We start from the raw sequence: 25,702 nt of genomic DNA, 5'->3' as shown, positions 1-25,702 counted from the left end.
CGATAGCTGTGGAGACCTTGTCATAGAGGCTGGTTCAAAAAGGCGAATTGTTTGTGCTTCGGATCGTGGTTTTCCCCGAAGTTACCACTCCTTTTATCCAGTCGTATCCTGAGCCAGGACGAATCATTTTCGTTAAAACTGATAGACAGACGACAGGACGAACCTCGAGCCCGGAATCTTAGATGGCTAAGTGATTCAAATGACTCTTATATTGCTCGCAGCATTTGTCATGGCTACCCGAGCTTTGACAAAAGTTGCAATCTAGCTTCTTCTCCCTACCAGATAGTGTGTCAGCTAAGCGCGTCAGGCCTGACATGTAGAGAAATATATGCCGAAAGCCTCTTCATCCGCCGCACAAGCTATAAACGAAGCTGCGAGGTCCGTTGATCTTCAGTCGTTCACGAAAGCCTTGGTAGCTCACTTAGTTCAGCTAAATGTCGAGGCGGTCTATCCTCATAATCCTAAAGACCGCCAGGGTTTCGCGAACGTGGTCCGAATTTTGGACGGCGAAGTTAAGAAGCTCCTCAAGGAAAAAGTGTCTTCGGACGCTGTGCTCGCAGTTGCAAAAATTGCAAATGAACTTCGGGCGAGCAATACTGGTAGCTATGAGGGTTTCGAAGCCGCCTTGCGATCATTACAACTAACATTTACGGCATCGCCAAACCCATTTTACGATGACATAGCGTTCCCAATTTCAAAGTCCCAAGCTCAGAGTTTTGCAAAGACAATTCCAGATTTTCAGCGAGCTCTTGCGACGACGGCAGCAAAGGCATTTGTCGCAGCTCGGAGATAGATGAAATGTTCTTGAGCGATGTCGATTGAAAGAGCTCGCTCACTAAAAAACAATTGGCAGAGCGATAATTCGCTTCAGCAAGCGATCGAACGAGCCCTTGACGCCATTGGATTTACCGATGCCTACGTCAAGTCATCGATTTCTCGAGCAAAAGCCACCAGTCACCAAAAAAGCAAGCAGATCAAAGATAATCAATGGGGCATGATGGAGTTCGATTGGCGCGAAATGCGCTTGATCGACAGTCCAGTGCTGCAGCGGCTAAGATATGTGAAGCAGCTTGGATTCAGCTATCTAACATACCCATCAGCGGAGCACTCTCGCTTTAGTCATTCTCTGGGTATCGGCCATGTTGTCAAAAACTTCATCCGGGCGATTGATAAAAGAGCGCTCGAGCAAAATCCTGACAACAGTATCAAGTATCAGTCTCTAGATTCTATTCCGGGTCTGTCTTCGGCCGATCTTGTCCACGCAGCTTTGTTGCATGACATCGGTCATCTTCCATTTTCTCATGTCACCGAAAAGGTTCTGACAAGCCAACCTCAGCTTTTTTCGATTGGAGGAAAAAGCGCAACTGACATATTGCTCGCTGCAAATCTGCAGCTGGGTAAAAACCTTCCTCTGTCCGAGGTTTTGACACTCATAATTCTTCTCTCGCGCCGATTCGAAAACTTCTATCGAAATTTTGTTTGCGCAGATTTGCCGAATTCCCAGGTTCCGCTGCTAACAATATGCTGCCTGATTGCAGGCATACCACCTAACCAAAAACTTACTGGGGTCTCCGAACTCATTTCAGGAGCTGTCGACGCAGACAAGGTCGACTATGTGAATCGTGACGCTTTAAACTGCGGAATTCCTGTTGGGGTGGACGTAGCTCGAGTATTCCTACGCAGTGGCATTATTCTAGCTAGCATCGAACAAATAAGGTCGTTGGGCTTCAAAAGCGCTCCGACGACGGAAGAGTATCTCTTCGTAATAAACTCTTCAGGACTTGATACCATCGATGAGATCCTTCAAGCGAGAACTGCGCTCTATCAGCGTGTCTACTTTCATGCGGTTACTCGCACAGCAGAGCGAATATTTGGCCGAGCTCTTGAGTTGAATGGCGGCCTGGCTAATGCTGATCGTGACTTAACAAACATCCTCAAAATCTGGTCATACCGAGACGTTGAGCTGCTCGAGAGGATCGGAAAGTCAAGATCACCAGTCGTCAAAAAGCTAATTAGCAGGGTGACGACGAGAAACTTACCCAAGAAGGCATACTCGTTTAGTCCCGGATTGGGTAACCTTCAAACACCGATCCACGAGATTCTTCCAAATACCTCTGACGCTTCGATCAAACGAATAAAAAAGCAGGTAAAGAACACGATTATTGAGGAGCATTTGCGAGAAGAACGGCTCTGGCGTGGAGATGGAGCGATCCTCGAGAGGGATATTCGCTCAGAGGCGAAGAAAATTATCGAAGCAATTTCGAGTTCGAATGATCTCGAGTTGATCGATCAGTTCGATACGATTGGACCCGACTGTTTGATCGCAGTAGGCAATGCTCATGAAAAGCAGAAAAACCACAATCCAATAATCTGCCAGAACGATCACCTGCTGACGGTTCGAGATTATAGTAACGCGCGGGAGCAGCAGGACGCCTTTGAGCTTTTGAAGGAAATTGGTTTCGTTCTTTGCGACGAACAGTGGCGAGCAGTTATCTTCTTCGCCGCGCGTGTGGTCCTAGCTCGTATGGAGAACAAGATCGGCAACATTGATCTCGAGTTCAAAATCGGTCCGGAAAAAACGATAGTCGATACTGTTCGTCAATACACTCGTTTTCTGCCAGATTATACTACATCGATTTTGCGGTCCGGTGTTTCCGGAACGCGGATAAGACAGGTTCACTCGGCTCTAGCGAGCGTAGGATATTTTGACGACAAGTGCTGGGCAGCGGAGCCGTTCGACGACAGTAGTGAAGCTGCAATACAGATTGCGCGCCGTCTGGAGAAATTCAACGGAGTTCGCGGGTGGTCTGTGACACCTAAGTCCGTCGCAGCATATCTAAGTCAGTTTCCGATCGACTTGAGGGATGCCATGGCTGATTCGCTTTTGGCGATAACAGTCTTTGACGCGGATGCGATAGTGGCCGGCATCCAGCCAATTCTTGAGGGCCTCGAAACGGGGGCTGACGTTGTCGCATTCTCTGCGACCAGTGGATATCAGGTTCATGCAATGCTCAAACGCGAGCTGCGAGGGCAGGGAGATCTCAGATTTCCGGCCGATATCGCGGCGGCACTCGCTCACGAGAGTGATGATCCGATAGTATTTGTCGATGATAATTCTGCATCTGGCGTTCAAGCCAGAGCCCAACTATTAAATCTGCTAGGCGTCGACAGAGCCGACTGGCCAATCGAATGCCAGGACGAGCACGATCTCCTATCCCCTTTGAGCCAAGAGCAGGTCTCGTTGCTCAAGACTCGTGACGTGCATCTAATCGTTTGTGCGGGAAGTCCGGCTGCAAACAAAGCAATCAAGGCTGAAATGAAGAAGAATGACTTCGATAGCTTCAAAGGCTTGCGATATTCAATAAGGATTGACCGTGCTTTCCAGTGGAAATCGAAACTGAAGAACTATCTATCTGAGGTTGGCCAATCCGTTATCGCTTCAACACTTTACCAGCGGAATTTTAGTGAGCTGACTCCAAGCCAGAAAGCGAAGTGCAGAGAGAGGGCTCTTGGATACGGGAATGTTGGAGCGTTAGTTGCCACAAATAGCTCCGTTCCGACTTCGACGGTTAGTGCTCTTTGGTGCCCTGGCGTTCACCGAGGTGAGCCGTGGGTTCCTTTGTTATTAAGAAGCAGCAAGCTATCTAACTTGGTGATCTCATAGAGGGATCGCGTCGAGCACAATTTGCAATGCGCGCGAAATTGGCAAGAGCTAACGCCTAGTGAAAGTCCAGAAGCGATACATATAACAGCTAAGGAAGTCAGCGACGTTGAGCGGCCGAGTGCTTATCGAATAGCAGCTGGGCTGCCCGCCCCCATTGCAAGACGCTTCTAACGTTTGCGGCCTGCTGCTGTCTCGTTACGCTGCGCCGCATTTCAGATTTCGCTTTTCTAATGAGTTCTGCTGACACGCCTGCGGCCTCATTGATCCAAAGGATCCACTCAGGGACTTGAAGTCGATTATATACCTCACGCGCGTTGCGCGATTTACTGTTCTTGACGGTCCACCTTATTAAACGTTTGCGATAGTCGTCATCCTTCTCCTTCTTCAATCGGTCTGATATCGGAGTTGGCGCTCGGAGCGTTTCTAAGGCATCTCGCAACTGAGTCTTGGAGTATAATTTTGAGCGGTTAGGGTTGGTTTTGCCCTTCAATCGACTTTTCACGATGCAGCATATCGCTTGGGCACGGGATAGCTGACTAGCCTGTTTTTCAATCCAAGCATCCAGGGCCTCCAGTTGATCCGGCTGAAGCTGCACCCATATACCTCCCCCTTGGCTAGTTGCAGGTGAACCCCCACGCAGTTTTTTGGAGCTATCCTGATTTTGCTTCGCCATAATTATGCATGCCTGACAATTGAGAGGATGTTGTTCCTGCTTCTAATCGTTATGGGCGCGTCAAAGCGGACGGCTTGGCCCCCAATCGCCGATAAGAGGTGCGCGAACGTGACTCGAATGTTGCCTACGGCGAAGGCGGACCGAGCCTTGGAAACCAGTAGCTTTCAATGGATTCGGTCAGCTGCCGGTCCAGCTGCGGAAGACCGCGGTCCATTTACACGCGCCGCCAATGTGACAGATCGTGAATCAGCCAGGCCAAAGAAGCAAGTCAGCATTGATTTGGAGGGGGAATTTGACGGCAGAGCTTTGCCCTGCCAGAGCCCTGGTCTATCTGACCTGCGAGAGACGGAGTGACAAGGTTAAGCCGCCACTCCGATCTGACCAGTGAGCCGGCGAAAGCGCGCCGACCTGATGGGCTCGACGGGTCCGCCGCTATTACTCAGCTGCAATCAATATCGATGGCAGCGGCTAGTCCTCCCATTTGCAAGCGGACTTGTCTGTCAGAGATGCAAGCGGATTTGCAGCGCCGTATGTTACGGTGAGACGTCTCGCTATCAAACGTGCAAATTCTCGTCCGTCGGCCTCGACACTGGTGTGGTATGAAATAGATACAAGGATCGCGATGCCTTTTGTTACGGTGGCAAAATATTCAGTGTAGTAGTTGGCTAGCTCGGATTGATATTGCTTCGCCCATTGCCATCTCGTTCCTCGGATGCATCGCAGGCGACTGTCTATCGGCTTCGACAGCATCGTCGTTCCATCCAAAGCCTTCTTAGTGCGCTGAAGGCCCAATTCCGATGCAAAAACAGCTGGAGTGTCGGTCTCTGGGTCAGCTATCTTTGCAGCAATGACAGCCATTGAAGATACCGTAGGAAGGCCATTCTCCTGACAGACGAAGGCGTCCCCCTCTCGAACGCAATCCCATGTGGTAGGCACTTCGAGAGAAATGTAGCTGTTTTGAAATACCTTCGTCTCAACCTGCGCAAAGACCGCTGTCCCCGATCCTTCGTAAACGAATGCGATCACCGAGAGTCGCCAGAATAGTCGTCTAGCTAACTTAACTCCAAAGCCCCGCAAGATCATATCGGACACCCTTTTGTTCTGACCTCACAAGCGATAGCAAATCACAAGCTGTGATTACCGGCACAAGCTGATCTTCAAAGATGACTCTTATCGCCGACAAGCTTGCTTCAGAGCGCTTAGATGGCTCTAGATCCGCCTGCGCGTTCACAACGACCATCGTCGGCACGCTATCCGCTGGAATTAAGCCTAACAGCGCTCTCGCTCCTTCGAGCATCGACGTAGGGAGGTCTCCATAGTGCGCTAAGCCGAGAACGCCAAACTTGAATTGGGATGGTGTAACGAAGAGGAGCTTCTGGGCCGACCCTACGCCCGCTGGGACAACGCCGGCCTCAGATAGCAAGGATGTCGTTGCCTCGAGCAGAAGGTCTGAGCGCGGCGCTGAGATTACACGAGTTCCGGTTCGGCCGGCATCCAATCGAGCTAGCGACTCTGCCATTGAAGCGACGGCCTGGGCGCGCACGGCCTCTCGTCGGGCCACCACGTCGTTTTCGCCTGCGACATCATCTCGGTCAAACTCGGCCAACCATGGCGGATCTTTACTATCGAGAGCGCGGCGCGTGCGAAGTCCCTCCAAATATCGGTCCGACATGCGATGGTCTCCGTTATCCAACGCTCGTTCGGCAAGATATTCGCGTAGCTCAGTGGCCTCTCGCGGAGGCAATTCTTGGCAGAGGAGGTCGTAGACGCCTGCAAATTTATCGTCACCTGCGTGCATCGTTCTAAGCTCTGGATCCGCAACAAACGTTGCGCATGTATAGAAGTCTCTTATCTTGTCATGCCGAAAAATATAACCATCCGACTTAAATCCAGAAGCGACTGTTACGTATCGTTGAATCTGTTTCTCTTTCAGCAGGACTTCCGCGACGCGTGGAAAGTGATCTCCGTCAATTTCGGAAGTGCCGTCCCTTCGCGCTTCATAAACGGATCGAGAAAACGCCCGAAGTGGGAAGGGATCACCTCCTCCTTGCTCGCGAAATAGATCGTCTACTAACCTATGTCGTTGCTTTTGAAGGGCCCACACGTCGGGCCTTTGACCAAGAAGGAGCAAGTCCGCGATAGTCTGCAAATCCATCGGGTTGGACAATCGTTCGACAAGCGCGCGAGATCTTTCTCGCCCGTCAGTATCGCCAACCTCAAACTCTCCGTCGGCCTCGGCTAGCTTCTCAGCGACAAAAGCTAGAGACTGTGTGCGATAGCCGCTGATTTCGCTATCCTCCGTTTTATCTCGGGCGCGGCTGGAGAGGAATGAAACTATTTGCGACCGAGTTAATGGGAGTAAGGCCAGCAACTTAGCTCCACTAGGGTAACGATCGAGAGGTTGGGTCGTTACAAGGATGTTCGAGTGGGGGCGCGCGGCCATGTAGTCCAAGATTGATGCACGCGTATCAGGGTCTACCTCGTTCAAGCCATCGATATACAAGGTCAGTCGCTTCGATTGGATTAGCGAGTCGATGAGACGATCGTCCGGCACGGCCGATCCAAATCTTGCTTGTATTGCTTTTGCGGGTTCTCGACCCAGCTCGATAGCAGTTGCGAAGATCTCAGGATCGCGCGCTTGTCCAGTGATGGACATTTGATAACGGACGAACATTGATTTGCCCCTTCCAGACTGTCCGATCAGAAAGAGCAGTCCTTCCCATTGGCTAAGCTTCTCGACAACTGTGGGCCGCTCGGGAGGAGCCACGCTTAGTGTGCTTCTATCAAGCTCCCGTAATTGATGAGCGATGGCCCCTCGCTCAAGTTCAGCTACGCCAGAACTAGAATAGTAGTTATTTTCGGGGCTTTCGGAGGCGATGTCCTGAGCTAATTGTCCTAACATGATCGTTCGATAGGGAAGAAAGAACAAGCGCCGAAGGATTGGAATGGAGAAAATTAACGTGTTTGTTTGGCCAAGCGCGCCAATTTGGCGTCCAAGAGGATGAAACAATAGGAATACCCGTATGGTCTCTGAACGAGACGTCAGAACTATAAGAATGAGCGCAATTGGCCACAACAGTATTCCTCCAACTACTGTTGGAAGCCAAATGAGCGCTTTGCGCAACAGATACGACCGGTAGAGCTGTGTTGGAATTCTAGCAGTTTCAGCGCGCTCCATCCAATTTGAAAGGGAGGTGGTCGACGTCAAGGGAAAATCGCTCGCGAGGCTAGCTGCATCCAATATCAATAGTTTTCGAGCTGCCTCGACTATGTTTGGGAATTGACGACCGTCCAGGTTGGAAGCCTCGTTCCAGAGGGCGTCCAAGGCCTTGAGGCGACGCTGTCGCTCTTCTTTTTCCGCCGGCTCAATTTTCAGAGCCAGCTCCCGAAGACTGCTGGTGAGGTTGGAGTCTTCACCCAGGATGATCACGCAGCCTGCAGTGTCTATTCGATTAGCGCCTTCGCTAGGGATTCGCGACACCAGAGCCAACTCTAGCGGAAGATCTCGCGACCGGGGAAGTGCTTGAGAGTAAACGCAAAGATTTCCTCCAAGTCCATCTCCAATCTCGATCCGCCTCATGAGTTGAAGAGAAATAATCTTTGCGAAGTCATCTCTTGCTATTTGACTTAGAACCGCGCTCGCCTTCACGAACAATTCTGTGTCCGATAAGAGAGGAATAATTTGGTTCGCGCGATCTATGGTTGCTTGTCGTCCTTGCGACGGAGCTACCAGCAGCATTGTTGTGAGGATGTCGAGTGCAAATCCGTTTTGTTCGGCACTGTTGACGCCGGCGGCCAATAAGTCATCCACGACCAATAATGTTTTGGCCGAGCGTCCGTTGCGGATCATTGCGAGAGCGAGGTTGCGCCGAGCTTCCGGTCGGAAGCTATTGTTGTTCAAGAGGATCTCGATTCGATCGAGGAGAGAGGGCTGAAGTGTAGATCGAGCCAGGGTTGCCGAACCATCCCGCCGCATTTCGGTTTCATTCGCGTTCGACGATTCGAGTGCATCGAGAGAGGTTGCGATTGCTGAGTCGCCGCTGGGAGTGATCATCAATTGAGGACGTTGACGTTGTGCTGCTTCGCGGAATTGCCTCAACGTCTCAGAATCGAAGACCTTACCGAGCTTTGGCCGGCCAAGAGCTAGTGCTGCTACCTCCGGAACTGATAAGGAAAGTTGTCGGAATTCGGCAAGCTCGGTTTTTGTGCTTCCGTCGTCGGTAGCCACAGCAGCGCGGTCGAACAGGTTGTCAATGTGCGCGATCGCCGCGTCACGATCTTGAAGGATAAACTGCTCAAATTTCAGGGTGTGGAGCTGATTGGCGCCGGACAAGCGGCCAAGCTGTCCAATTGCCTGCCACCCGTAACTTCGTATTCGAGCGTCGGGGTCACTCAGGGCTGAGAACACCGCTCGACCAAAGCTCGTCTTAGCTTGGTCGGTGGAAAGAGCTGCCGCGTTTGCGGCGCCGCAGAAATAAACGCCGATTGTGATGCCGAGCAGCAGCCGCGCACACATCAAAAAGTCTCTCTTCCATATAGGAGCAATTGGACGCCCTTACCCCCGAGGAATTATGGTTCAATATATAACTGCCGTATGCCATTGAAACGCGAATAACTTAGAGTTGCAACACCGATTGAAGCCGAACTCTATATCCAGAAGGAGTGTCGGCCGCGAAGCGGCCGCCACCCCGATTAGTCGTTCAGCCAGCGAAAGCTCGCCGGCCTGATGGGCTCCGAGCGGGTTCGCCGCCATCCCCATCACCACGATTGCTCCGCCTCCAGGTGCGGCTTCTCCCGTGGTCCCCGCGCTTGTAGGGTCCGGGTCCCCTTAGGCCCAAAAAGACTTCAGCGTGTCTACGCCGTCATGCCGACGTCTCAACGATAGACTTGAATTCGCAGAAGAATTCCGGGTGGTGTCTCTCAAGATACTTGGCAATTTTCGTGTTACCGACAAGTTTGGCTAAGTAACCTCTGAGCACCGTGAGGTGCAGGTGGTCTTGACCGTAGCTGTCCTGAATCGATGTCATCGCCTGCTGAAGCCTCGAAAGCTCGGTTTCCATTCGAGAAAGAGCCTCTGCAGTCATCCCCTTTATCCGCTTCGGCGTCGACGAGTTTACGAGCTGCGCTTGAGCGGTGCCCGCGAGGATGGCCGAGGCGTATCCCACCGAATAGTTGTTCGCGTTGATCAGAAGCTCTGCTGTCTCAATCTGCCGTATTGGAATCATCTTCCGCAATATGTCGAATACGGCCATCGGGCACATCTTATCTTTCAGAAGGGCCACGGCCTCCTCGCATATTCCTTCAATCAACGTTGCCTTCCGGACTAAGCTACGAACGTTGATATCAAGTGCTCTAGCTATCTTCTCTTTCGGAACGTTGCGCTCTATGGCCTTCGCGATCATTCGCTGTTCCTGAATGGCTGACAGGCGGCTTACCCTCTTGTTATAAGTGAAGGCCTCGTCGTCGCTAGACAGCAAACATTCCACTTGCGTTTCGCCAATATCTTTCAGCACTTCAATTCGAAGGTGGCCGTCTAGCAAGAGAAACGTATCTGTCCTCTGCTTATCTCGGCAAACCACTGGCGGTTCGACTAGGCCGATCTCCCTAATGGAACAAGCAATTTGCTGGTATTTCCGGCTAGACTTTACGGTCTTCCCGATTGCTCGCACGGGCAGGATTTTGGAGAGATCGATGTGGATGGTGTCGGAGCTAAAGGCCTGCACGACTTCGCCCAAAGCAACGAGATCGACGTATTGATTCATTGACTTGGCCTCGCTGCGAGTCGTTCTTGCAATATCGAGGGCATCATCGCGAGATCTTCTGTCTGCAACAGTCTGACGAACTCGGCGTCATCACGCAGCGCTCGGATTGCCTCGACCACAAACAATAGCCGGTTTTGAGTTATTTCAGCTTTTTTGATCAAAAGGCGCTGACGATCAGCCTCCTGCCTGTAGACCCTAATCATGGATTCGCTGGTAAGAGGCCTCTTGGCAGTCTGCCGTCCAAAACTTTGCCCGTGCAGATGTTTGCCGCGCCTTTGACGCTGTTCAATTACCCGCCTGACCGCAACTAACTTTCTGCCCCGCAACTTCTTCTCCGTATACGCCTGTGTCAAAGCGCGCTGCACTTCATTGTCGTCGCATCGGGCAATCTCGATCGCCATGTTGAGGGGTATAATGCCGGTTTCGACCGCGTGAACGAGGCGTTCCTCGCCTTTCGAGAGGAGTGTGCTAATCATTCGAACATAGTCCAGGCTGACGCCGATCTTGTTGGCAATCTCTCTTTCATCGTAACCGCGACCTCGTAGGGTGCTAATATCCTCCAATAGATCGATTGCTCGATGCTGACGGCGAGCACAGTTCTCGACCAGGCTCATAACGAGGCAATCACTCTCCTCTGCATGAATAACGATCGACGGAATCTCTTGCTGGCCTAGTTGAATGAACGCTTCTATTCGACCCTGCCCGCATACCAGATCATATCGGTAAGGCCCGCCGTCAGAAGTGCAAGGACTAACCGTGATAGGACGTTTCAGGCCTACCTTCGCTATGCTCTCTACAATCTCGTGAAAATTCCGCTGATTGCGCGCGCGAGGGTTTAGGATACGAATCTGGCTGATCGGTATGGCCTTGATCTCTAGCCGAGAGCCGCCTGTTATGTCTGGCATATTCATGCGGCCTCCTCGAAGGGACACTGTCTGGCCAGCGCATAGAGCGAATCCAACGCGTCGAATCGATATGCATCCAAATGAAGCGCGTTGTCTTGAGCAAGCTTCAGCCGAGGTGTCGTGAGGTCGAGTCTAGGAAAAACGTAATAGTCCAATACGTCCGCGTTCGAAGTTGACAATCGGACTGCGATCGTAAGATCTGGGACCAAGCCCGTGTCAAACCTCACATGCCAGCGATATCCGCTGCCATAAATGCGCGCTCGCGCGATTACGACGGCTACCGTGAATTGATCATTTATGGTCAGAAGCTGATTGTGATCTGCAGAGACGCCGGCGCCAGATAGCTCGAAGCCGTGAACTATGGTGGCGACAACCGTCGGATAGGTATCTCTTATTTGGCGATTTATCTCAATGTAAGAGTAATCTCGATCCGGTATATATCCGATTAGACTGTAGGCTCGGATCAGGCTTCCGAAGCGATGACGATAGGCGCTTGCCGAAGGCATGTCCTCTCGCTCGTCAATAATAAGCCCGGAGAGGTAGCCCTCCTCCTTCAGAATCCCCTGCAGCAGGGCCAGCAGTTCCTCATCTGAATAGTGAGCGCTACGAGCATCAATGATCGCGCGAGCTCGGTCAAAGAGTTCATGGCTGACTAGGTGGGGAAAGGCCGCGTCAGCTCTAACCCAGGTATCGGGATTATTCACGACGCGCTTCTGCTTGAGCTTGAACGAGACGCGGTTGAAAACGTTGTTTCCGATGTATTTCTCATTGGTGAGGATCTGATGGACCGAAGCACGTGTCCAAGGACGACCCAAATCTGTGAGAGTGCCCGCCATATTTAGCTGTGCTGCAATCTCCTTCTCAGATAGTCCCTGCTCAACAAACATCCTATAGATTTGTCGGACCTGCTCCACTTCCTCTGCCGGCCCGAGGGTAAGCACAACTCGATCTGTCTGCAGGCTTTTCCGATCTCCGCGGTTCAACATCGCCTTGGGTGCGCGGTGTTCGTCAATGAGCTGGCGCCTGAGGCCAAATCCAGCAGGTCCACCTTGTCGAAACCCAAGCTCGACAAGTCTGCATTGGCCGGCGAATACTTTGACCGACAATTCTCGGCTATATTCACCGGCCATCACCCGCTTCACGTTCTTAAGCAGAACCGATCCAATGCTGCCATCATTGTCAAACTGTTCGCCGCAATAGTGAACTCGGATTCCCGCGCGAGAGCAGACGTATTCGTAGTATGCGCCTTCATCTGCGTTTTGGAAGCGGCCCCATCGACTGACATCATAAACAAGAATGGCCGAAAAAGTGGCTTGGCCGCTCTGGACTTCGCGCATAAGGCGTTGGAGGCCTTCTCGGCCGTCCACTCTTAGGCCGCTTCGGCCAGAGTCTTCAAATGTCGCGACAATCCGAAAGCCGCGGTTTGCGGCATATCGTTCGATCGTCTCCAGCTGGTTTTCGGTCGAATACTTCTGATGGTCAGTTGACATACGGACATAGGCCGCTGCGGGCTTGATGTCGCCATCGCGATCTTCGGTTTTGAAAGGTCGGCGTATCAAACGGCGCCCCATCGAAATGCTCTTTTTGTGCTGTCACTTTGCGGCCGCCGATCTTGGCGATCATAGGAAGCAGGTTGAGGGAATGTCGTTTCCAAAAAGGGGCAAGATGTTTCCTGGCGAGCAGAAACATGAGCGAAAATGGAACAAATTCCAGAATCTTCGCTACGAGAGTTGCAGCTGCCCTGAACGAAGAGCTCGGAAAGACAAGTGCGCATGTGAAGATTGTAGCGGCTTGGACTGGAGCCAATGAACGCACTGTGAAGAATTGGTTCGCGGGTCACTACGGTCCGAGTGGGGATCATCTGGTTACGCTTATCAAACACTGCGACGCTGTGTTGATGGCGGTGCTCTCGATGGCCGGCCGTGAAAACCTGCTGATGAGTGCAAAAATCGAGGACCTCGAGCGGAGACTGGCGGAACTGATAGACCTTGTTCGGCGACGCTGATGGACTGAAGTCGGCGTGGCTCAACGAGCGAAGTCCCTCGGTTGAGCGGCTCGGGGAGCGAATTAAGATGCGCTAAGCCGAGGCAATTTTGAAGGTCTCATAGCGTGCCGCCAACCTATCTCGGTCTGGACGATCTCGCATTCTATCGGGAAGCCGAATTTGCCGACCGTTCAGTTGCTTGAGCGCGTCCAACATAGGGCCATCTCTTTGGCCCAGTAGCCGCTCTGAAACATGTATCCCAAAGTCGGGGTCGATCCCGATTAAATGTGCATCGAAGGCGGCATGGTGGATCTTAGATAACGGGAGACCATTGGAGACTACTGGCTGTCCCAGCTTTTCGTGTGCGTCGGCGGCGATGTGAGCGGCATCCAATAGGAGGGGCTCTGGCAGTCCCGAAAGGGCGCACCGTCCATTGTAAGCCGCAATCACTGCCTCTCTGAAAGTAGCTTGATGCAATCGTTGCTTTATCGTCCGAAGCGCATATCTGCGCTCTGGCCCCTCAGCTGGTGGGATCAAGCCATGCTCGACAGAACCGAACGCTACCCCAGCCCTCAAGGCGCTGCCATTCCAGCTTGAAATGAATGCCGGAAGAAATGCTTGATAACGCCCCGGCGCCACTCCGAGAAAGTATATGATTGGAATGGAGTTCTCATACGCCTCCCTTAGCCATCGGTTGTCAGCGGAGTCAGGGTCTTGACCCATGAAGGCGTAGTCTACGGTCTCGTCACTTTGGAATATCTGACGATGAACCTCCCTCTGATCGTCATACCAAACTTTGCCTCCTGGCTTGGGAAAGACCGTTTTGATAGACAGCAAATAGCGCATTTGGCGCGGCTTGAAGATGCCGCGGCGCTCGTTGAGCAGGGGCACGCGCTCGCCTTGAAATGGGAAGCCTGGCCTCAATTCTGTTGCGGTCAGATGCGAATGGAGCTCAGTTAGCCTTCGGACGTGGTCGAAGGCTGCAATACGCATCGGCTTGTCAAGCGATGCCGCTTCAGTATCCATATGGACCGATGATGAAACGGGTGCGTTGTGTCACGTCGCACGTGTGACGGCTTGTGCTGAGCTATGTCTAAATTCCATCCTCATCGTCAGAGTTGGCAGCTACGTGGCCGTGATCTGGAGCGGTGATATCAATGCGAAATCCGCCGACCGTCGTGCCGGCCACAGCGAAATGAGCGGCCGCGGCATCATTGGTCCAGGAGAAATGAATAGGAGAGGGTGGGCCGCCGTGCGGCAGAGCTCTCGCCATCACATCTAAGATCATCTCGCTAGCCTTTCCCGGGTAGTCCGCGCCATCCAGAGTGACCGTTCCTCCTGCCTTCTTTCCAAGCCAGGTGAGCCATTTGAGCCAATTCTTAAAATTGGGAGCCGGGTAATTGCCGCTGAAAGTAACTGCGTCGGTATGAACCGCCCCGGGTTTGCCGGAGGCTCCAACTCCTGAGAGGATGGAGCCATGACAAGCAAGACGACGAACAAGTTTTCACCCGAGGTCCGGGACCGTGCGGTTCGGATGGTTCTGGATCACGCCGGCGAGCACCCTTCGCGCTGGGCGGCAGTGACATCGATTGCGGCCAAGATCGGCTGCACGCCGCAGACGCTGCATGACTGGGTCAAGAAGGCCGAGATCGACAGCGGGCGGCGGATTGGTGTTCCGACCGAGATGGCCGAGAAGCTGAAGGCCCTGGAACGGGAGAACCGTGAGCTTCGACAAGCCAACGAGATACTGCGCAAGGCGAGCGCTTATTTTGCGATGGCGGAGCTCGACCGCCGGTCCAAGCCATGATCGCCTTCATTGACGATCATCGTGGGGCGCATGGGGTCGAGCCGATCTGCAAGGTGTTGCCGATCGCCCCCTCGACCTACCACGCTCATGTGGTCAAACGGCGCGATCCGGCCAAACGGTCGACGCGCGCCAGGCAGGACGCTGCGCTGAAGATGGAGGTTCGGCGCGTCTTCGATCAAAACTTCTCCGTCTACGGCGTGCGCAAGGTCTGGCGCCAGCTCAAGCGCGAAGGCTTCGATGTTGCCCGTTGCACGGTGTCGCGACTGATGCGGGAGATGGGTTTGCAAGGGGTTATCCGCGGCAAACCGGTCAAGACCACGATCAGCGACAAGGCCGCGCCATGCCCGCTGGATCACGTCAACCGCCAGTTCAAGGCGCCAAGGCCGAACGTTCTCTGGCTCTCCGACTTCACTTATGTCGCGACCTGGACGGGCTTTGTCTACGTCGCCTTCGTCATCGACGCATATGCCCGCAGGATCGTGGGCTGGCGAGCCTCGCGCACGGCGCATGCAGGCTTCGTGCTCGATGCGCTGGAGCAGGCGCTGCATGATCGACGGCCGGTCCATCGTGGCGGGCTCGTGCACCACAGCGACAGGGGCAGCCAATACGTATCCATTAAGTACACCGAGCGCTTGGCTGAAGCTGGTGTCGAGCCTTCTGTCGGCAGCGTAGGAGATTCCTATGACAACGCTCTCGCCGAAACCATCAACGGGCTCTACAAGGCTGAGGTGATCCATCGGCGCGGGCCATGGCGCAGCTTCGAGGCCGTCGAGTTCGCGACCCTGGAATGGGTGGATTGGTTCAACAACCGACGGCTCCTCGAGCCCATCGGCAACATCCCGCCAGCCGAAGCCGAGCAACGCTACTACGCCATGCTGGAACAACCCGCCATGGCGGCCTAACTCAAACCAAATGGCCTCCGGCAAACCCGGGGCGGTTCAGTAAGAAGGAAGGCCGCGAAGCGGAGTGTCTGTTTCCTGGCCTCCTTCGGCCCAGGGTTCTGCATGGGCAGAAGCAAGTTGGGAAAAGTCTTCCTCAGCTCCTCGATAGTGGCGAAGGTTGCTTTGATGTCGGTGTCAAACATCCAATTCAGCGAGCCCGTAGTGAATGCCGCACCCGCTGCCCCTATGAAATCGCCCATGATTACCTCTCAAATGAATTGGTAATCAGAGCAGATTAGAACTCCTTACCGACTTTCGGCAAGCACGCATTGCAAATGCAACTGGAGCACGAATGCAGGGCGCGGAGGGAGGAGTGTCTTAGACCCGCGGCCATGTCGGATTCTTGTGCCGCATCAGCGGCATACGTCGCCAAGCTTGGTCTAACTTCCCACCGCAAGAGCGACGGCTTCGGCCCCAAAAACCCCATTTGCAATGGGATATACCCAAAGCCGCGGGCTTGGGAGGAGTGTAGCCCACCTGAATTAGGTGCGCTCTCCTCGCCGAGGCGTGCTGCTCACGCCAGCCTTTGTATGAAGCATTAAAGGCACCCCTTTTCGCAGTCGCAAGAGGGCTGTTGTTTTCCAAGAGGCGAGATTTTGAACGGCCTTTTCCGTCGCGCGAGCGTGCGGGAGGCGCCTTCCAAGCACGCGCAACGGAGCAACGATCCAAGCTGCCGTGGTCCAGCTAAGAGCCGCAGTCGAACAGCCATTGCGGATTTCGATGGCAACGGTAAGCTTTATCCGCAAAGGGGCCACTATACGCAGATGATCTTTGATCAACCTCGGTGCATAGCTGAAAACCAAGACCGCTCAGGGGAACGTCAGGAGCTAATCGCCACCCTGGCTAAGGTGTTTCGGCTATCTTTCCCGAGTTTGAGATTTCGTATTTTTGACCGGATCGCAGCAATCAACGCGCAAGCCTCGGTTCGCGATAGTCTTCGCTCCGTCGACATTTTTGGCGGGCTCGCGTTCAATCCTGCAGTAGATCATGACGGGCTTGTCTTTGCCTATTTGCATGAAGCGGGGCATCATCTCAGCAAGGGATGTCGGCATCCATGCAATCAGCAAATCGCTTGTGATTGCGCCGCTGACTGCTGGGCAGTCACGGAAGGAAGGGCCAAACTGGCTGAAAACAATTGCGAGTTTAGTCTGACAATTGCGCTAACGCAGTTGGAGAGAGCCGCAAATCTCAACAAGCGTTCTAGTTCGAAGCAGGCGCCTAGGCGTTGTGCGTATTCAAATTGGGTCGAGAGGAAAAGGAGTCTGCTTAGGGGATCAGTTATCCCTAAGCAGTGCGGGCTATTTTGATCTCAACATTTTTTAGAAGGGAGGCGGTAATGGGCGACGCGCTACCGAATGGAAACGATCTCGACGTCATCAATCAGCTGAATAACAAGTTTACGGGGTCGAGCTTTGATGCGATTAGACAATTCGTCGCCTCCACAGGCGACGATTTCTTGTGGGGTAACAGCAGAAACCTCGCACGCGCTTCTTGGAGACTGGGAATATGGCCGACAGCGACCACCACTCCGAGTCCCAAGCGAAGATGGTTTGCGTTTCTCGGAAGAATACTTTCTAAGACAAATCGGGACGACATAAAACGCGCTCTGAAGAACGCCGTCCTGAATAATACCGGAAATGTAATCGGAATGCAGTTTTGGGCGCAATATGATCCGAACGTTGCTCCCAATAGTTATATCGTTGTCGTCTCCGATGTGCCGGCTGGTGCTGGTCAAATATTTAGAAAAATAACAATACTCACTGACCACGAAATCCCTTCGAGCGAAGGAGGTGACCCAAATCCTGGACCAGATAACGGTGAGAAGTCCCCCATTCATCCACTGGGCCAGAAGAAAGCAAGGAAAGGCAAGAAGAAGAAGACAGCGAAAAGGACCAAGAAGGCGAGCAAATCGAAGCGCAGCTAGGCGATTTGTAGGCGCGGGGCTTCCCGAACCGCGCCGACACCCGCTAGATGCCGAAGGATAAGTCTGCTGTCCAAATCCGGGTAATTGTAGCCGGAAGCCGAATTCTTTGAGACATTTAGTTAAGCCGAGCCAGCCAGCTTGTTCAAAGCGAATGTTGGATTTGCGCCTCGAAGCAAAGGTTCGAAGATTAGAGCCCCTGTTTGCACCATAAGCTCGTTTGCGCGACTGAGCTCGCTTAATCCTGCCGTCGCTTGATCCGCTGTGCTGCTGTTGATCAACAGATTCCCACGCACAATTCGAGCTAGGCACTCGGGCACACGGGCGTGACGCGCAGTCGCAACTTCGATGGCCTCCTCAGCAATGGATAGAGCAATCTCTTTATCCCCATTCTGCATGTGGACGTTTGCCAAATCTGCCAGGATTCTCGCTTCATTCTCGAGGCCGACTTTTCGAGTGCGAGCGAAATTTAGCGCCTCCGACAGATCGGCGATGGCCGACGTAAGCCTTCCGGCGATGCTATGAGCGAGGCCGCGACAAGCTTGTGAATAGACCCGCAAATACGGATTTCCGCTCTTTAGAGCAAGTGAGTAAGCGCGATTCGCATGCTCGCGCGCCAATTCGGCGTTCTTTTCGAACCAAGCAATATCCACGTAAGAAAAGCTAGGGATCGCGTGATGAATGACGTCAACGCTGCCCTCGTCTAACGCAAGAATGCGGTCCAGAAGTGGCTTAGCCTCCGCCGCTCGACCCAAAGTCACTAGAGTGTGCCCCCGCATGGCGGTCAGCCATATCTCAACGTCGAAGCCCAGCATCTTGCGATCTGATTCGACGATCTCGTTCACAGAAGCCGACGCTTCGAGGTTCATTGCAAGGGCCTCGGACATCCGACCAGAGAGTCGGAGTGCGTGGCAAAGGATTGCCTTTAATGTAACGCTCACGCTTCGATCGCTACCTTGGTCCGCAATCGCCTTGGCTTCGCGGATCCTGTCCACATATTCGTCTGCTGAGCCGCCGTTCGCTAAGATCCGTCCATAAGCTGCGTGGATCAGAGCGCTGGCCCTCATATCTTTTAACGAGAGTGCTAGATCCTTTGCTTCGTTAAAGTAAACGGTAGCCTCGTCCGCTAAAATGCCCTCACGCCAGCCAAAGTTGACGATCTGGCCAGCAGCCATCATTCGCAAATAATCAGTCTGCGCAGATGACGCTTCTTTTGAAAGAAGCTCGCGAACCTTCTTCCAGTCTTTCAATGCCTGTCGGGGGTCGTTGGCACCAACCCAAACAGCGGAACGCATGTTCCATTGCGCCGCTTTGAACAACTCTGTCGCTTGTTCGAAGTGATACGCGAGGAGCGAAGCCTTCTCGTCAAGTTGAGCTTTGAAGACCTTTCCAATCGCGTCTGCGACGGATGAATGAAGGTCACGGCGACGCGCATGTAGCAATGATCGATAGGCGGCTTCTTGAATCAGCGGATGACGGAATGCAATTACCTTCTGCTCAAATGGCGGAACATCGTAGAGAAGTTCTGCTCTTTTCAAGCGCCCAATCGCGTCGAGAATCTCGACATGAGGTAACACCGAAACCAACTCCAAGACCGGAATGGAGATCTCACGACCGACGACCGAAGCGATCTCGAGGACTTGTCTCGAGGAGTAGTCAAGTCTATCGATGCGAGCGGCGACAACGGCCTGCACCGTCGCAGGCAATGGGATCGAGTCGATACCGGCTCTAAGGCGATAAGCGCCTTTTGTTCCGTCGAGCTCGCCACGTTCGATGAGCGAATTCATCAATTCTTCTAAAAAAAACGGATTCCCTTGAGCCCGTTCGACGATATTCCGGCTTACCAACGCGATGGAAGAGTCGGCCCCGAAATAATCTTGCACAATCTGGTGTGCATCCGATGATGACAACGGCGGGATGTTGATCTGCCGGTAATGCATTCTTTGCACCAGCGGCGCTGCAAAGCCCGGGCGAAAGTTCAGAACTAGGAGTGTAGGGCTGCCGACCACTGCATCGGCGAGCGCCTCGACGAATTCTTCGCTAGCGGCGTCGATCCAGTGCAGATCTTCGATCAGCACGACGGTTGCTTCATCCGGAGAACTCGACCGCACGAGTGTTTGCACAAACTCAAGCAGCTGAATCTTGCGTGATTTAGGGTCAAGCTTGATCGCCGCTTGCCGATGATCGGCTAGCCCTAGGAAATCGAGCAAAACTGGTGCCAAATGTTCGGGCACGGGAAGCTTAGCCAAGCGGTCCAAGACCCGTCGCCGCGACGCCTCAACACCCTCTATTGCTTTCAACCCGAAGACATCCCGGAGCAGTTCTAGGACAGGCTGAAAGGGGGTCGCCTGACCATGAGCAAGCACACGAGCTTCATAGACGCGAATTCCCCGCGCGCGGCAACCTTCCGCAAACTCAAAACAAAGGCGACTTTTCCCGATCCCCGCCTCGCCCACGACGCCGACAACGCGCCCATCGCCCTTCAGGGTTGCCTCGAGCTCCAATGCAAGCGCGGATGCTTCCTTGGCTCGACCTGTAAGCGGACTTAGTCGTCGGCCACTGCGAAACGCCCCGCTTGACGGCGCATGTCGAAGACCGGTCAGCTTAAAAACTTCAACCGGCTTGCTGATGCCCCGTATCGTCTGCTGACCAAGCGGGTCGACTTCGACGAACTGCTTCGCCGCTTCATAGGTTTCCTTTGAGACCAGAATGGAGTCAGCTTCAGCTAGCTGCTCCAGGCGATTTGCTAGGTGCACATTCGCGCCCGCGGCGTCATAAGTCTGATAGATTCCGTGTTCTATCGCTTGAACAACGACTTCACCGGTGTGGATCCCGACCCGAATCCGAAGGTCGTTGTCATCCAGCCGCTTCATCTCTTCCTGCATCGCCAAAGCAGCCAGGCAGGCGCGAACCGGATGATCTTCGTGGGGCTGAGGTGCGCCAAACAGCGCCATTATGCCATCGCCCTGGGCCTTATTCACGGTCCCATCGTAGCGACGGACGGCTTCGTTCATTAAGTTCAAAACGGGCTGCAGCCGATTTAGTCCCAGCTCCGGATCACCGAGGTTGTCGATCAAGCTGGTCGAGTTGCGGATGTCGGCGAACAGAATGGTCAAACGCTTGCGCTCGCCACCCTTGGCAGTTAGCTCCGCAAGGAGCTGTTTCCAATTGTGCGGTTGGGTCGCAATCGTGGTTGGCTTCAGCGGGGCGCTGCATCGCCCGCAGAAGCGACTGGTTGCACCATTGACGTGGCCACAAGAGTCGCATGCGACTCCAAGGGCGGCACCGCATGCTTCGCAATAATCATTGGTAGCTTTGTTCTGAGAATTGCAACGTGAGCATTGCATCCCGAACCCCTTGGAGGGCTAATGGCCGTCATGAATGGTGGCTATAGTAACAGGAGAACTACAGGCGTTCTATGCGCGTATTGACTGCATCAGGACGAATTCGCCGGGTTGATCAACTTGAACGATTTCCGATCTGACGCGGAAGCGTTCGAGATAGTCCTCGCGCAGCTTCGCTGCGATCGCCCAGATCTTGAGCAACCGGACGATGACGCCATGGTGAACGTGTGGCCCAATTGTGCCGTGGAGCGCGGGAAGTAGGATCCCAGTGCAACAAACTACTAGATTTTATAGGAAATGAGTGGACCGCCGGGCTAGCTTCGGAGGGCAACGCTCTATCCAGCTGAGCTACGGGTGCAGCGAGGCCTCATTTAGCCTAATGGCGAGGGGTGGGCAACCGCTCTCGCCGCGGCAATATCCGCGCTTTAGGCCGATTTGCGCGGGGCCAGGCCAGGAACCGGGACGTTATCCCAGCCGACGCCTGCGAATTCGGCCAGCACCCGCTCGGACGAGACGACCCGGTTGCGGCCGAGGCGCTTGGCGGCATAGAGCGCCTGGTCGGCCGCGCCCAGAAGCTGGTCGGGGGCACCGTCGCCCTCGCCGGGGACGTGACTGGCGACACCGACACTGAGGGTGACGTGCTCGCCGGCGCCATGGGCGCCGTGGGTGATCGCCAAGGCCATGACCGCGCGGCGGATTTCCTCGGCGATGGTGCAGGCATCGTCGGAGCTCATGTCGGGCAGGATCAGCGCGAACTCCTCGCCGCCATAGCGGCCGGCAAGGTCGAGCGGGCGCACCGCGTGGCGGCTGACGACACCCGCGACCGCGCGCAGGCACTCGTCGCCGCTCTGGTGGCCGTGCGCGTCGTTGAACAGCTTGAAATGATCGACGTCGACGAACAACAGCGCCAAGGGCTTCTGCGTCCGCTGCGCGCGGGCCCATTCGCTCATCAGCATCTGGTCGAACGAGCGACGGTTCGACAGCCCGGTCAGGCCGTCCTTGGTGGCGAGCTCCTTCAGCGCCATCTCGGCACGTTTCTGGTCGGTTAGATCGCGCAACGTCTCGACCACGGCGATGAGATTGCCGGCCTCATCATGGATGGGACCCGCGTCGATCGCGAGGTAAAGCTGGCTGCCGAGCTTCGGCATCACGCACCAGTTCTCCGCGGAAAAGCCGAGCCCGTTGTGACCTCGCGCGGCATATTCCGAATAGAACTCGGGCAGCCGTTCCGGGCGGTCGAGCGCGACGATGTCGGCGAGGCAAGGGCGCTTGGTCTCGTAGAACGCCTGCCAGTGCCTGTTGGTGCCGATCACATCAGCGGCGGCAACGCCGGTCAGCCGCTCGCAGGCCCTGTTCCAGATCACGACACGCCGCTTCGGATCGATCACGAAGGTCGGCACCACCAGGTGCTGCATCAGCCGCACTGCGTAGGAATCCGCGACGTCGATCATCTTGGGGGGCTTTGCCATGTCAGGCCACCGCCGCCACGGGCATGGCGTCATCGGGGCCGAACAGCTCGCGCACCTCGGCGGCCGGCCGCGGCTTGCTGAACAGATAGCCCTGCATCTCGGTGCAGCCGAGCGCGCGCAGCATCTCGCGCTGCGCTTCGGTCTCGACGCCTTCGGCGACCGTGGTCATGCTGCTGGCCGAGGCGATGTTCACCACGGCCTGCACGATCACGGGCGAACCGCCGGCCTCGGCGATGTCGGCGACGAAGCAGCGGTCGATCTTGATCTTGTCGAACGGGAAGCGCTTCAAATAGCTCAGCGAGGAATAGCCCGTGCCGAAATCGTCGAGCGCGATGCGCACGCCGACCGAGCGGAGCTGGTGCAGGATCGAGAGCGCAGCTTCGTCGTCGCGGATCAGCACGGCCTCGGTGATCTCGAGCTCGAGCCGCCGCGGCTCGAGGCCAGAGGCGGCCAGCGCGCCTGCGATCCGCAGTGCCAGCGTGTCGCATTTGAGCTGCACCGGCGAGACGTTGACGGCGAGGCGGACATGGGCGGGCCAGGTCGCGGCCTCGTTGCAGGCCGTGCGCAGCACCCATTCGCCGATCTCGTTGATCAGGCCGGTGTCTTCGGCAATCGGAATGAATTCGGCCGGCGAAACCATGCCCCGCTCGGGATGGCGCCAGCGCAGCAGCGCCTCGCAGCCGGAGACCACGCCCGTGTGCAGGTTGACCAGCGGCTGGTAGTGGATCTCGAAGCCGCCGTTGATCAGCGCCTGGCGCAGATCCTGCTCCAGCGTGAGGCGGGCCTTGGCGCTTGCATCCATCTCCGGCACGAAGAACCGGTAGGTGCGCCGTCCTTGCGCCTTGGCGCCGTACATCGCGAGGTCGGCGTTCTTGATGAGCTGGTCGAGATCGGCGCCGTCCTGCGGTGCCAGTGCGATCCCGATGCTGGCGTCGGTGGAGAGCTGGTGGCCGAGGCAATGATAGGGGCGGCGGATCGCCTCATGGATCTGGGTCACGAAGGCCAGGACGTCGGTGGAGGACTCGATCCCGGTCTGGATCACCGCAAATTCGTCGCCGCCGAGCCGGGCGATCAGATCGCCCGGCTTGAGGCAGGCGCGGATGCGGCCGGCGATCGCCATCAGCAGCTCGTCGCCGACATGGTGACCGAGCGAATCGTTGATGCCCTTGAACTCGTCGACGTCGATATAGAGCAGCGCGAACTGCGCGCCGCCGGCGACCTTCTCGAGCTCGCGCTCGATCTGCTCGCGGAACAGCACGCGATTGGGCAGGTTGGTCAGCGCGTCGTAATGCGCCAAATGGGCGATTTTCTCGGCGGCCTTGCGCTGCGCGGTAACGTCCTCAATGACGTTGATGATGTAGCGCGGCTCGCCGGCCTTGTCGCAGATGCCGATGCGCTTTGAAATGGTATGACGCTGGCCTTCGGCCGGGGTCTTCCAGCTTTGCTCCTTCTGCAGCAGCCGGTCGGGCGATTGCAGCACGATGTCGTCGTCGCGCGTGACGATGCCGGCGTCCGCTTCGGGCAGGATGTCGGTCGCCGTCTTGCCGACGATCGACTTGCCGCCTTCTCCAAAGATGTCCTCGGCAATCCGGTTGACCAGCAGGTAGCGCCGCGTGTGGGCGTCCTTCACCGTGATCTGCGACGGGATGTGGTCGATGATCTCGCGGAGGAACGTGTAGTTGCGGTCGCGCTCCTGCTCCAGATTGCGGCGCTCGGTGATCTCCTCGATCGTGGCGACCCATCCGCCTTGTGCGAGCGGCGTGTTGATGACCTGGAAGGAGCGCCCGTTGGGCAATTGATGCAATTTGGTGGCGACCTTGCCTTCGGCGACGCCCCTCATGACTTCGGCGCAAAACTCCTCGACGTCGCCGCTGAATGCGTTGCGCTCCTTGCGGTGACGCATCGCCTCATGGATGTGACAGCCGGGCTTGATGACGTCGTGGGACAGGCCGAACATGTCGGCATAGCGGCGATTGCAGGTGACGATGTATCCGGCCGCGTCGTAAAGGATCAGCCCTTGCGACATGTTGTTGAGGGCGGTGTCGAGCTGCAGCCGCTCCGCCTCCAGCCGCTGCTGGGCTTCGCGATTCTGCCTGATGATCTGGCGAATGATCATGAACAGGATCAGCGCGATCACGGCCGCCGACAGCGTCGCGGTGGTGATCAGGAAACCGGTCTGCTGCCGCCAGTCCGCCAGCGCGGCCGACATGGTGTTGGTCGCCACGATGACCAGCGGGAAATGGGTGAGCGACGCGGCCGAGCCGAGCTTCTCCGTGCCGTCGACCGGGCTCTTGACGCGAAGCGTTTGCTGACCGCCCCGGGACAGCACGTTCTGCATCAGCGGCGCATTCTTGTAGCTCCTGCCGATCATCGATTCGACATTCGGGTAGCGCGCAAGCATCACGCCTTCGCGGTCGAACAGCGAGATGGCGGCGCCGTCGGCAAGTGCGACGGAGGCGAAATAGCGTTGATAGCTGTCGGGATCGATCCGCCGGACCAGCGCGCCGACGAAAGTGCCGTCCGGCAGGCTCAGCCGGCGCGCCACGACCGTGGTCCATTTTCCGATCAGAAAGCTGCGCACGGATTCCAGCAGCACCGGCTCCGACATCGGGTTCGATTTGAACGACTGGAAATAGGCTCGCGAGGAGATGTTGATCTTCGGCAACGGCTGGGCGCGCGACCAGGCAATCAACTCGCCGTCGGCGTCGTAGATCGCGATGTCGCCGAGATAGGAGACGGCGCCGATCCGGCTCCGCAGCATCCGGTTGGCTTCGTGGCCCGACATGCGTTCGCGGAACATCTGCGGCGAGGTGATTTCGGGCAGGTGCATCTGTCCGATCAAATCGGCCGCGACGACGTCGGAATCTTCAAACTGCTGATCGAAATGGCGCGCGATCAGCTGCACGGTGTTTTCCAGCTCGCGTTCGCGGTTGGTCAGCGTCCGCTCGCGAAACTCGCCGACAGCCATCGCGGTCACGGCGAAGATGCCGGCGACGAGAAGCGCGCCGGAGAGCGTCAGCCACAGCACGGGGCCGCGCCGCACGGCAGCGTCCCAGCCGCTTTTCGCGGCCGAGAAAATTGCGGCTGCCATCTGTTGGAAAACCCGGCGCATCCCACTCCCCTGGAGGACCAGAATTACTACGGACAGATGGCGCAATGCTTAGGAAAGCCGGTTACCCATGGCTTAAACCGGTTGCGGACTTCTACGGATATCCAGCAACGCGGGAGCCGC

Annotated in this window: 15 protein-coding genes and 1 other annotated feature; of the genes, 5 read left to right on the top strand and 10 right to left on the bottom strand. The window is 55.5% G+C overall.

The genetic code is table 11. From position 1 onward, the window contains the following. Positions 1-328: 328 nt before the first annotated feature. Together XH90_RS34075 and XH90_RS34070 are read left to right on the top strand one after the other, a co-directional pair. On the top strand, positions 329-793 hold the full coding sequence (locus tag XH90_RS34075; protein WP_194478585.1) for a hypothetical protein: 465 nt from the start codon (positions 329-331) through the stop codon (positions 791-793). A gap of 18 nt (positions 794-811) precedes the next feature. Further along, positions 812-3,664, top strand: coding sequence for an HD domain-containing protein (locus tag XH90_RS34070; protein ID WP_194478584.1), 2,853 nt, complete (start codon positions 812-814; stop codon positions 3,662-3,664). Between the two features lie 97 nt (positions 3,665-3,761). Here XH90_RS34070 and XH90_RS34065 read toward each other — a convergent pair whose 3' ends face one another. The 6 genes from XH90_RS34065 to XH90_RS34040 form a co-directional block, all read right to left on the bottom strand. Next, on the bottom strand, positions 3,762-4,259 hold the full coding sequence (locus XH90_RS34065; protein WP_194478583.1) for a hypothetical protein: 498 nt from the start codon (positions 4,257-4,259) through the stop codon (positions 3,762-3,764). Positions 4,260-4,805: 546 nt separating this feature from the next. Continuing rightward, on the bottom strand, positions 4,806-5,363 hold the full coding sequence (locus tag XH90_RS34060; protein WP_194478582.1) for a hypothetical protein: 558 nt from the start codon (positions 5,361-5,363) through the stop codon (positions 4,806-4,808). Positions 5,364-5,394: 31 nt separating this feature from the next. Continuing rightward, positions 5,395-8,853 (bottom strand): hypothetical protein, encoded by a 3,459-nt coding sequence (locus tag XH90_RS34055; RefSeq protein WP_194478581.1) that lies wholly within the window; start codon positions 8,851-8,853, stop codon positions 5,395-5,397. 346 nt (positions 8,854-9,199) lie between these two features. After that, positions 9,200-10,099, bottom strand: coding sequence for a plasmid partitioning protein RepB C-terminal domain-containing protein (locus XH90_RS34050; RefSeq protein WP_194478580.1), 900 nt, complete (start codon positions 10,097-10,099; stop codon positions 9,200-9,202). Beyond that, positions 10,096-11,010 carry a plasmid partitioning protein RepB C-terminal domain-containing protein gene (locus XH90_RS34045; RefSeq protein WP_246755661.1) on the bottom strand — a complete coding sequence of 305 codons (915 nt, stop codon included), beginning with the start codon at positions 11,008-11,010 and terminating at the stop codon, positions 10,096-10,098. Before XH90_RS34045 ends, XH90_RS34050 begins: the two co-directional genes overlap by 4 nt. Beyond that, positions 11,007-12,575, bottom strand: coding sequence for a recombinase family protein (locus tag XH90_RS34040; protein ID WP_194478579.1), 1,569 nt, complete (start codon positions 12,573-12,575; stop codon positions 11,007-11,009). Before XH90_RS34040 ends, XH90_RS34045 begins: the two co-directional genes overlap by 4 nt. Before the next feature lie 116 nt (positions 12,576-12,691). On the opposite strand from XH90_RS34040, the gene XH90_RS34035 reads away from it, so the two are divergent. Beyond that, the gene (locus XH90_RS34035) at positions 12,692-13,009 is read left to right on the top strand and encodes a hypothetical protein (RefSeq protein ID WP_210348710.1); all 318 of its coding nucleotides are present in this window, start codon (positions 12,692-12,694) and stop codon (positions 13,007-13,009) included. A gap of 72 nt (positions 13,010-13,081) precedes the next feature. On the opposite strand, the gene XH90_RS34030 is transcribed toward XH90_RS34035, so the two are convergent. Continuing rightward, a complete protein-coding gene (locus XH90_RS34030) occupies positions 13,082-14,014 on the bottom strand; it encodes an HNH endonuclease (protein WP_194478578.1) in 933 nt (310 codons plus the stop codon). A 451-nt stretch (positions 14,015-14,465) separates the two neighbouring features. On the opposite strand from XH90_RS34030, the gene XH90_RS34025 reads away from it, so the two are divergent. Together XH90_RS34025 and XH90_RS34020 are read left to right on the top strand one after the other, a co-directional pair. Further along, a protein-coding gene (locus XH90_RS34025; RefSeq protein WP_194478577.1) for an IS3 family transposase occupies positions 14,466-15,697 on the top strand; the annotation gives its coding sequence in 2 pieces (ribosomal slippage) (positions 14,466-14,757 and positions 14,757-15,697; 1,233 coding nt in all). Next, positions 14,750-14,866, top strand: a sequence feature (AL1L pseudoknot). Its footprint overlaps the gene before it by 117 nt. Before the next feature lie 1,375 nt (positions 15,698-17,072). Then, entirely contained in the window at positions 17,073-17,660 is a 588-nt protein-coding gene (locus XH90_RS34020) for a hypothetical protein (protein WP_194478576.1), read from the top strand. Between the two features lie 119 nt (positions 17,661-17,779). Here the strand turns inward: XH90_RS34020 and XH90_RS34015 are convergent, their stop codons facing one another. The 3 genes from XH90_RS34015 to XH90_RS34005 form a co-directional block, all read right to left on the bottom strand. Then, a complete protein-coding gene (locus XH90_RS34015; RefSeq protein WP_194478575.1) occupies positions 17,780-21,004 on the bottom strand; it encodes an adenylate/guanylate cyclase domain-containing protein in 3,225 nt (1,074 codons plus the stop codon). A 422-nt stretch (positions 21,005-21,426) separates the two neighbouring features. Continuing rightward, positions 21,427-22,470 carry a diguanylate cyclase gene (locus tag XH90_RS34010; protein WP_194478574.1) on the bottom strand — a complete coding sequence of 348 codons (1,044 nt, stop codon included), beginning with the start codon at positions 22,468-22,470 and terminating at the stop codon, positions 21,427-21,429. Between the two features lies 1 nt (position 22,471). Then, entirely contained in the window at positions 22,472-25,561 is a 3,090-nt protein-coding gene (locus XH90_RS34005) for an EAL domain-containing protein (protein ID WP_371748290.1), read from the bottom strand. Between the last annotated feature and the right edge of the window lie 141 nt (positions 25,562-25,702).

Origin of the sequence: Bradyrhizobium sp. CCBAU 53338, from assembly GCF_015291665.1 — a bacterium.
In the GTDB taxonomy this organism is placed as follows: domain Bacteria; phylum Pseudomonadota; class Alphaproteobacteria; order Rhizobiales; family Xanthobacteraceae; genus Bradyrhizobium.
Note: the sequence above shows the minus strand (reverse complement) of the source record. Positions and strands in the feature narration are given on the sequence as shown.

Coding starts and splice junctions, on each gene's coding strand:
- XH90_RS34075 (WP_194478585.1), top strand. CDS start 329: ATGCCGAAAGCCTCTTCATCCGCCGCACAAGCTATAAACGAAGCTGCG.
- XH90_RS34070 (WP_194478584.1), top strand. CDS start 812: ATGTCGATTGAAAGAGCTCGCTCACTAAAAAACAATTGGCAGAGCGAT.
- XH90_RS34055 (WP_194478581.1), bottom strand. CDS start 8,853: ATGTGTGCGCGGCTGCTGCTCGGCATCACAATCGGCGTTTATTTCTGC.
- XH90_RS34050 (WP_194478580.1), bottom strand. CDS start 10,099: ATGAATCAATACGTCGATCTCGTTGCTTTGGGCGAAGTCGTGCAGGCC.
- XH90_RS34045 (WP_246755661.1), bottom strand. CDS start 11,010: ATGAATATGCCAGACATAACAGGCGGCTCTCGGCTAGAGATCAAGGCC.
- XH90_RS34040 (WP_194478579.1), bottom strand. CDS start 12,575: ATGGGGCGCCGTTTGATACGCCGACCTTTCAAAACCGAAGATCGCGAT.
- XH90_RS34035 (WP_210348710.1), top strand. CDS start 12,692: ATGAGCGAAAATGGAACAAATTCCAGAATCTTCGCTACGAGAGTTGCA.
- XH90_RS34030 (WP_194478578.1), bottom strand. CDS start 14,014: ATGGATACTGAAGCGGCATCGCTTGACAAGCCGATGCGTATTGCAGCC.
- XH90_RS34020 (WP_194478576.1), top strand. CDS start 17,073: ATGGGCGACGCGCTACCGAATGGAAACGATCTCGACGTCATCAATCAG.
- XH90_RS34015 (WP_194478575.1), bottom strand. CDS start 21,004: ATGCAATGCTCACGTTGCAATTCTCAGAACAAAGCTACCAATGATTAT.
- XH90_RS34010 (WP_194478574.1), bottom strand. CDS start 22,470: ATGGCAAAGCCCCCCAAGATGATCGACGTCGCGGATTCCTACGCAGTG.
- XH90_RS34005 (WP_371748290.1), bottom strand. CDS start 25,561: ATGGCAGCCGCAATTTTCTCGGCCGCGAAAAGCGGCTGGGACGCTGCC.